Origin of the sequence: Paraburkholderia bryophila (assembly GCF_003269035.1) — a bacterium.
GTDB classification, from domain to species: Bacteria; Pseudomonadota; Gammaproteobacteria; order Burkholderiales; family Burkholderiaceae; genus Paraburkholderia; species Paraburkholderia bryophila.
Genome location: NZ_QLTK01000081.1, coordinates 1 through 1,506 on the forward strand (window position 1 = coordinate 1; position 1,506 = coordinate 1,506).

Sequence of the window (1,506 nt, forward strand, 5' to 3'; positions counted from 1 at the left end):
AATCAAACATCCGCGGGCGCAAGAAGCCCCTTGAGGCTTCAGCTTGCAGTCATCCTCATCGCCTTCATCATCCCGGCAACCCCAAGTATATTCATGACGCGCTTCAGGTTGTAGGCCAATACATGAAGACTCATTTCCGTGCTCACGTGTCCCAGCGTCCGGGTCAGGAAGTGGGTGGCCCCCATCCAATGCTTCAGCGTGCCGAAGACGTGTTCGACAGTGCTTCTTCGGATGGTCATTGCATCAGGCTTCCGGTCGAGTCGACGCTGCATAACTTCCAGTACATGTTCGTGCTCCCATCGTCGGATGCGGCGATAGTCGCTGGGCGAACATCGCTCCTTGAGATGGCAACGCGGGCATGCGCTGGGCCAGTACACGCGCAGATTCATGTCTTTCTCGACGGTCTTGAATCGAAGAATTGCGCGCTCACCGGCGGGACATCGATACTCATCGCTTCTTGCAACGTAGATGAAGTCGCGTTTGGTGAAGAGCCCTTTCTTCCTTGACGCTGAGGTGAGCGGTTTCGGGACATACGCCGTGATCCCTGCCAGTTCGCACGCGCGGATGTCCGGACCACTGAAGTAGCCCCGGTCAGCCAGCACCTTCAGCTTTGGCTTGCCCATCGCGTTCTTTGCCGACAGCGCCATCTTGCTGAGTTGACCATGATCGCCTCCGATATTCGTCACCTCGTGTTCGACAATAAGATGATGCTTCGTATCAACTGCTGTCTGGACGTTGTAGCCGACCGTTCCAGTTCTCTTGCCACCGCTGGTCATGGAGCGGGAATCCGGGTCAGTGAGCGATAGCTGTCCGTCCGGTTCATCCTTCAACTGCTGTTTGATCTGCTCGAGCTCACGCATCCGCTGGCGCAATATCGCGATCTTCTCGTATAGGCGCACGGTCTTCACGTCGAAACCCGTTGGGCCAGTAAGGTCTGCAGTCTCAATCATGTCGAGATATCGCTGAACGCTTTCCTCAATCTGTTGCTGACGCTTGTCGATCTTGCCGGCCGTATAGTTTCTGTCGCGGCTGTTCACCGCCTTGAACTTGCTGCCGTCGATGGCCACCATGTCGCTGGATAACAGCTTCAGTCCGCGACATAGTTCGACGAAACGACGGCATACGTTGCGGATGGCCGGTCCGTTGTCGCGGCGAAAGTCGGCGATCGTCTTGAAGTCCGGTGCCAGACGCCCCGTCAGCCACATCATCTCGACATTGCGCTGGCATTCGCGCTCAAGACGCCGGCTTGAGGGTACCCGGTTCAGATACCCGTAGATATAGATCTTGAGCATCACGCCAGGGTGGTAGGACGGGCGGCCGGTGATTGCGGGCGTGGTGCCGTTGAAGCCAAGCGTCGTGAGGTCCAGTTCGTCTACGAACACGTCGACGATTCTGACCGGGTTGTCCTGGCCGATGTAGTCATCGACGCATTCGGGAAGTAGTACGACCTGCTTGCGGTCATCGCCTTCAACGAATCGCTTCATGAGTCACCCGGTCTCAATGAGT

General features: G+C 56.8%; 1 protein-coding gene. It reads right to left on the bottom strand.

The features are described from left to right. Window positions 1-38: 38 nt before the first annotated feature. Window positions 39-1,484: an IS1182 family transposase gene (locus BX591_RS35840; RefSeq protein WP_111936017.1), complete on the bottom strand. Its 1,446-nt coding sequence runs from the start codon at window positions 1,482-1,484 to the stop codon at window positions 39-41. Window positions 1,485-1,506 lie beyond the last annotated feature (22 nt).

What these genes read in the sequence shown, in the direction of transcription:
- BX591_RS35840 (WP_111936017.1), bottom strand. Translation starts at nt 1,484, where the DNA reads ATGAAGCGATTCGTTGAAGGCGATGACCGCAAGCAGGTCGTACTACTT.